6 protein-coding genes are annotated in these 6,039 nt (G+C 47.6%); all 6 read right to left on the reverse strand.

Features of this window, described 5'->3' with window-relative positions; genetic code table 11:
• Positions 1-9 precede the first annotated feature (9 nt).
• The gene (locus WCK19_RS06630) at positions 10-279 is read right to left on the reverse strand and encodes a cation transporter (RefSeq protein ID WP_342396590.1); all 270 of its coding nucleotides are present in this window, start codon (positions 277-279) and stop codon (positions 10-12) included.
• A 110-nt stretch (positions 280-389) separates the two neighbouring features.
• The gene (locus WCK19_RS06635) at positions 390-1,241 is read right to left on the reverse strand and encodes an HAD family hydrolase (RefSeq protein WP_342396591.1); all 852 of its coding nucleotides are present in this window, start codon (positions 1,239-1,241) and stop codon (positions 390-392) included.
• Positions 1,242-1,413: 172 nt separating this feature from the next.
• A complete protein-coding gene (locus WCK19_RS06640; RefSeq protein WP_342396592.1) occupies positions 1,414-3,585 on the reverse strand; it encodes a (Fe-S)-binding protein in 2,172 nt (723 codons plus the stop codon).
• 46 nt (positions 3,586-3,631) lie between these two features.
• On the reverse strand, positions 3,632-3,862 hold the full coding sequence (locus WCK19_RS06645; protein ID WP_342396593.1) for a hypothetical protein: 231 nt from the start codon (positions 3,860-3,862) through the stop codon (positions 3,632-3,634).
• A 55-nt stretch (positions 3,863-3,917) separates the two neighbouring features.
• Entirely contained in the window at positions 3,918-4,883 is a 966-nt protein-coding gene (locus WCK19_RS06650; protein WP_342396594.1) for an electron transfer flavoprotein subunit alpha/FixB family protein, read from the reverse strand.
• Between the two features lie 14 nt (positions 4,884-4,897).
• On the reverse strand, positions 4,898-5,677 hold the full coding sequence (locus WCK19_RS06655; RefSeq protein WP_342396595.1) for an electron transfer flavoprotein subunit beta/FixA family protein: 780 nt from the start codon (positions 5,675-5,677) through the stop codon (positions 4,898-4,900).
• Between the last annotated feature and the right edge of the window lie 362 nt (positions 5,678-6,039).

The following is a 6,039-nucleotide window of genomic DNA, read 5'->3' on the forward strand; positions in this document are numbered from 1 at the left end:
GACACAATTTTAGACAATCTTCAGGCTCTTTTTTCCTTCATTCGGGTTGTTGAAAGCTTTACCGGGAGCTTCTCCGGCAATATCATAGCCCTCTTCCTCGATGGCAGCTTTCAAAGCGGCTTCATCTACGCTACCCGTATCAAAGACCAGATATACTTTTTTGGAAGCCAAATCAACCTGAACATCATTGACTCCCAAATCAGTCGCAACAGTGGTGATGCTGTTCACACAGTGCTGGCAGCTTACTCCCGGCACATCGTAAGTAACTTCTTTTTTCACTTAATACTCTCCTTATATAATAAAATGTCTTTGGGTAATAAACCCTTATATCCTAATTTTAACTCTCTGCTATCCTTTTGCAAAGTGGCATTTTGACTTAATATTCACTATTATATACTTCCGTTCAGAATAAATCTCTCCAACGCTTCAGCCACGCCATCCTCTTCGTTGGTAGAGACAATTGCGCCTGCCGCCGCTTTTATTTCCGATGCCGCATTACCCATCGCTACCCCTAGTCCGGCAGCTTTTAGCATATCCAAATCGTTAGGGCTGTCTCCAATCGCAAGGGTATCTGAAAGAGCAATGCCGTAATGTTTCGCCAATGCTGCCAGCGCAACTCCTTTGCCCACACCCGGTTGGATAAAATCAAAACCGTGAAAATCGGCAAGTTTTTTACTCAACAAAGGATAGGTGAAAAGGTTGCATTTGAAACCAGTATCGAGTGAGTCGAGCAAGCGGGGCATTGCCACTCTAGGACCAATTCCAACCACCGTAAGCGCATCTTTTACAAATGCCAGTTCTTCATAGCTGCGCTGCTCTATCAAATCTTTACGTTGGTTGCCGTTGGCATATTCCCACATAAATTGGTCATCAGCATAGGAATGACTGAGGAAGATACGCTCGCCACTCAAAGGACTTTGCAAAATGGCGGGCTGATAGCCGGATTGGCGAATTATAGCAATCGCTTCTTTTATAAAAGAGGGGGGAAGGGTTTTGTGGTATAAAGCTCCACCAGATTGAATATCATAAACAAGTGAGCCACAATATAGAATCAGCGGCACTTCCAAACCTAACTCATCGGCGACTTCACGCGCCCCCAAATGCCGCCTTCCGGTAGCCAACGTTACCACCACACCTGCCGCCACTACCGCTTGTATTGCTTCTTTCACGCGGGGTCTTATCTTTTTTTGTTCATCCAGCAAAGTGCCATCAAGATCGATTGCAACCAATTTGTAGCTCATTCTAACCTCCTGCAATTATTATACTAGGGTTGTTGCATGTTCGGATAGAAAAGTCTATAAATCGGTTGGGTACGGGCTGGCAAAAAAAGGGAAATATCAGATTGATTTTACGGGGCAAAAGAGGCTTAGAAGCTTAAATTGCCCCGAATTTCTGAAAAAATGCGAAAAAAGCTTATTCTGATTTTGCCATTGGAAGAGCTTTTTTGTTTTTGCTGAGCATTACCAATTCGGTAATATCCTGCACTTTGAGCTTTTCTTCCAACTGACGACCTTTGATACCATCCTCAAACATCGAGATACAGAATGGGCATGATGCCGCTACTACTTCTGCGCCCGTATCGGCAGCTTCTTGCACCCTTGTTTGGTTCACACGGGTTCCGATTTTCTCTTCCATCCAAGCTTGACCGCCACCAGCGCCACAACAGAAACTCTTGTCACGGCTGCGCGGCATTTCGGTAATTTCCAGCTTTTTCACTCCATTACCGAGGCTATTCAAGGCGTAACGAGGCGCGTCATAAATATCATTGTAGCGTCCTAGATAGCAAGGGTCATGGTAGGTCACTTTAGCCGTGTCAAGCCCAGCACCCGCCTTGATGCGCCCTTCTTCGATGAGTTGTGCCACCAACTTGGAGTGATGCACCACTTCAAAGTTACCGCCAAATTCGGGATACTCGTTTTTGATAGTATTGAAGCAATGTGGACAGCCCGTGACAATCTTCTTGAATTTGTGGCTTTCTTTGTAGGCATTCAATATTTCGATATTTTGCTGTGCAAGTGTTGCAAAGAGATACTCGTTGCCCATACGGCGTGCTGCGTCTCCGGTACAGCTTTCTTCTTTGCCCAAAATGCCCCACTTGATACCTGCTTCGTCCATCAGTAACGCCAAGTTAACCGAAATCTTCTTGTTGCGATTGTCGAAGCTACCCATACAACCAACCCAGAATAGCACCTCGATTCCCTCATCCTCATCAATTTCAGCCATTTGGCGGTGTTGCAGGTGTTCGGGCAAGCTCTTGAGCCAATCGGCGCGTTCTTTGTTATTAATTTGCCACGGGTTACTATTACGCTCTAGGTTGTTAAATACAGGCGTAACTTCTTTTGGGAAATCGCTTTCCTGAATAACCAAATAGCGGCGCATTTCCACGATTTTAGGCACATGTTCGATAAACACCGGACATTCGGTCATACAGGCGCGACAGGTGGTGCAAGCCCAAAGCTCCTCGTGGGTAGTCAACCCGCCCACCAGCGGCGGCAATTCTGCATGCCCGCTCTTGCCAGAGTCACTCCCACTATCGGCTGCTCCAGCGGTTTCTTCAGAAGGCATTTTATGACCAACAAACCCTAACCCGCTTTGCATAAAGAGTTCGGTTTTGAGGTCAATAATGATTTTCTTAGGGTTTAGCGGCTTCCCGGTCAGATTCGCCGGGCATACGGAGGTGCAGCGCCCACACTCAGTACAACTATAGGTATCCAGCAAATCTCTCCAAGTAAACTCTTCTATCTTGGATGCGCCGATAGGTTTTTCTTCTTCCATGCGCTTTTCCAGTTCATCGGTATTTCCGTAGCTGCGGAGTTTACCTTTTGCGCCAAGATTCTGGAAATAGGTGGTAAAAAAACTGCCGAGCAGGTGCAAATGTTTGGAAGAAGGCAAATACGCCAGAAATGAGAAAAATACCGCCATGTGCGCCCACCACGCAACAGACCATAGTATGCCTGCAAAATCTCTCACACTCTGGGTCGCCTCATTAGGTGTGGGCCAATCGCCGGAAGATGGGATTAATAGCTCGCCCAAACGCCGCCCAATTGGCGTATAGCCGTGTTCGGTAATGGGGTTAGCACGCCATGCAAAGGCTTCGGCAAATAACAGGGTAAGCACTACACCCGCAATAAGACTCAGGATAATCCACGCATCGGTGGTAGTGGTCAATACCTTTGGCTTTACAAAGGCGCGGCGGATGGCAAAATAAACCAACGAGACAATTACCAAGGCTAGAAATGTATCCAGCAAGATGGCAAAGGGACGTGAGTCGAGCAGCGGAATTGCGATTCCGGTTAGACCCTGAAAAATAAACTCAATCAAGCCAAGCTGGATTATTAAAAAGCCCCAGAAAGTGAGGGTGTGCGCCAAGCCGGGCAAAAACCTGCGCCAGAGCCTTTCCTGAAGTAATACGCCCTTGACGAATAACCAGATTCGTTTGCCGGGTTGGTCAAAGCGGTTTTCATTTTGACCCTGTTTTAGTACATTTACCAGCTTTATCACACGGGCAACGAAGAAATATATCGCTGCGCCTGCCAGTAAAACAAAGATTATACGACCTATCCAACTCTCGTTAGGAGCGTTCATCGCTCAAGTCCTCTCTATGGGCATCCCTGATTGTGTAGAAATTACTCTACTGCTTTGGGCGCTTAAAAATAAGGTATATACCGGCGGTAATACCATCTATAAGGCTGACCGGACTGGAAGATACCAGTTCCCAGCCCAACTCTCCAAGTTTGGTTGTATATGAATTATGCTCGGCGACCAGCTTGTTAGGTCCTCCGGCAATTGCGGAGTCAAAGCTTTTGGGTCCGTCGGGCGATTGGATTTTTGCCGGTAGAAAAGCGTGAAAGTATTCCCACATAAGCAATCCAATTATTTGAGGCGCGGGACACAAACGCCCCGCACTTGAGTGAAGTTTAGCCCTTGCGCTTTTTCAGTTCTTCGGTTAGCGCCGGGAGAATTTTCAGGCTATCCCCTACGATGCCAAGGTCTGCCACCTTAAAGATTGGCGCTTCCTCGTCCGTATTGATAGCAATAATGTTTTTGGAGCCTTTCATACCAACGGTATGCTGAATTGCTCCGCTGATACCAATTGCAATATACACGTTGGGTTTAACAGTTTTTCCGGTCTGCCCCACTTGCATACTGTAAGATACCCAGCCGCTATCCACCACGGCGCGAGTAGCCCCCACTGCGGCATTGAGCGGTTCGGCAAGTTTGTGAAGTAGCTCGAAGTTTTTCGCGTCTTTCAAACCACGTCCACCACTGATAACCACATTGGCTTCTTCGAGGCTTGGACCCTCGCTCTTTTCCACCACAGTTTCAATGATACGCGCTCGTTTGCTTTTGTCGGAAGGGGTGAAGCTGATTTTTTCCACTACCGGCGCACCTGCCCCATCCAGCTTTTCGGCAGCAAAGGTTTTGGGCTTTACCATTAACAACGGGGCGTTGCTAGGTGAGGTAACATCTACAATAGTTGTGGCGCTATACCAAGGGACGGTAACTTTAAGCGTTCCGCCCTCAAGGCTGATTTCACCTGCATCTGTTATCACGCCGCTGCCCAGTTTTGCGTTTACCCGCCCTGCAATATCGCGCCCATCATATGTTCCACCGATTAGAATCAGCGAAGGCGCAATTTGCTCAATCAGATAAGCTAGCGTTTCCGCGCCGGGTTCCGCCAGATATGTTGCATATACCGCATCCTCACTAACCAGCACAGTTTGCGCTCCATACTCGCCCAGTATTGCCGCTTGCGACTCAGCGCCAGTTCCTAGCGCTACTGCCGTCACTTCGCCCAAGGTGCGGGCTTTAGAGACTAATTCCAGCGCGACTTTCTGTACCACGCCTTCTTTGAGTTCTGCAAGTACCAGAATCTTAGCCATTTTTGCCCACTCCTCTAAATTACTTTAAGCTTTTGCAGATAATCGGCAATTGCTACCGCTGCGTTTCCATCATCCTTGATAAGAACACCCGCTTGACGCTGTGGAGCAGGATTCCAACCCAATACCCGCTCTTTTGCGCCCGCAGAACCGACTTCAGAGGCGGCAAAGCCTAAATCAGCGGCGGTCAGGGTTTCTACCGGCTTCTTTTTAGCTTGCATAATGCCTTTTAAAGCGGGGTAGCGTGGCTCATTAATACTGCCGGTTACAGTTACTAACGCTGGCAAACTGGTTTCAACCGTCTGGTATCCGCCCTCAATTTGGCGTTGAATAGTCGCTTTGCCGTTTTCCACCGTCAGTTTCTTGGCAAAAGTGAGTTGAGGAACATCCAGTAATTGGGCTATACCGCCGGGAACTATGCCAGTGTAGGCATCACTACTTTCAGTGGCGCAAATTACCAAATCAGGATTTACTCGCTTGATTGCGGCTGCCAGAACACGTGCGGTAGTTAGCGCATCGCTACCTGCCAACGCGGGGTCACTGATATGAATCGCTTTATCCGCACCCATCGCTAGACCGCGCCTGATGGCTTCAATGGCGCGTTCAGGACCCATCGAAACCAGCGTAATTTCACCGCCCTGCGCTTCAACCAGTTGGAGCGCCGCTTCAATACCGTAGGCATCTGCCGGATCGAGTTCTACATCTACACCTTCACGCACAATTCGGAGGGTGTTTGGGTCAATTTTGTTGGTTCCGGTGGTAAGGGGAACCTGTTTTACACAGACAACAATTTTCAACTTATTCCTCCAGCTTTTAGAACCTCAAACTCGCAATTTGTAGCTTGAGCATGGCAACATTGCCGAAAGCTAATTCAATTATTATATCAGGGGGTTAAGCAACTAGGCATATTAAAAAAACCTTGAAGAAATGAGGCTCGGAGAATCTAATAGAACATTCTTTTGATTGTGCAGAAGGATACTAGCATAATCTGTGGCTAAAGTCAATTTAAAAGCGTCCCTTTTCAGGGCGGTTGCATAGTCAGTATTTATATTTTCAACACTCCAGCTAAACCACCAAGAGAATTAACCCGTAGGGGCGGTTCGTGAACCGCCCCATAAGCATCAAGCTAAGGGAAAAGAGAGGGAAACAAAGCAGTTAG

Source organism: Candidatus Chlorohelix sp., assembly GCF_037138995.1.
Taxonomy (GTDB): domain Bacteria; phylum Chloroflexota; class Chloroflexia; order Chloroheliales; family Chloroheliaceae; genus Chlorohelix.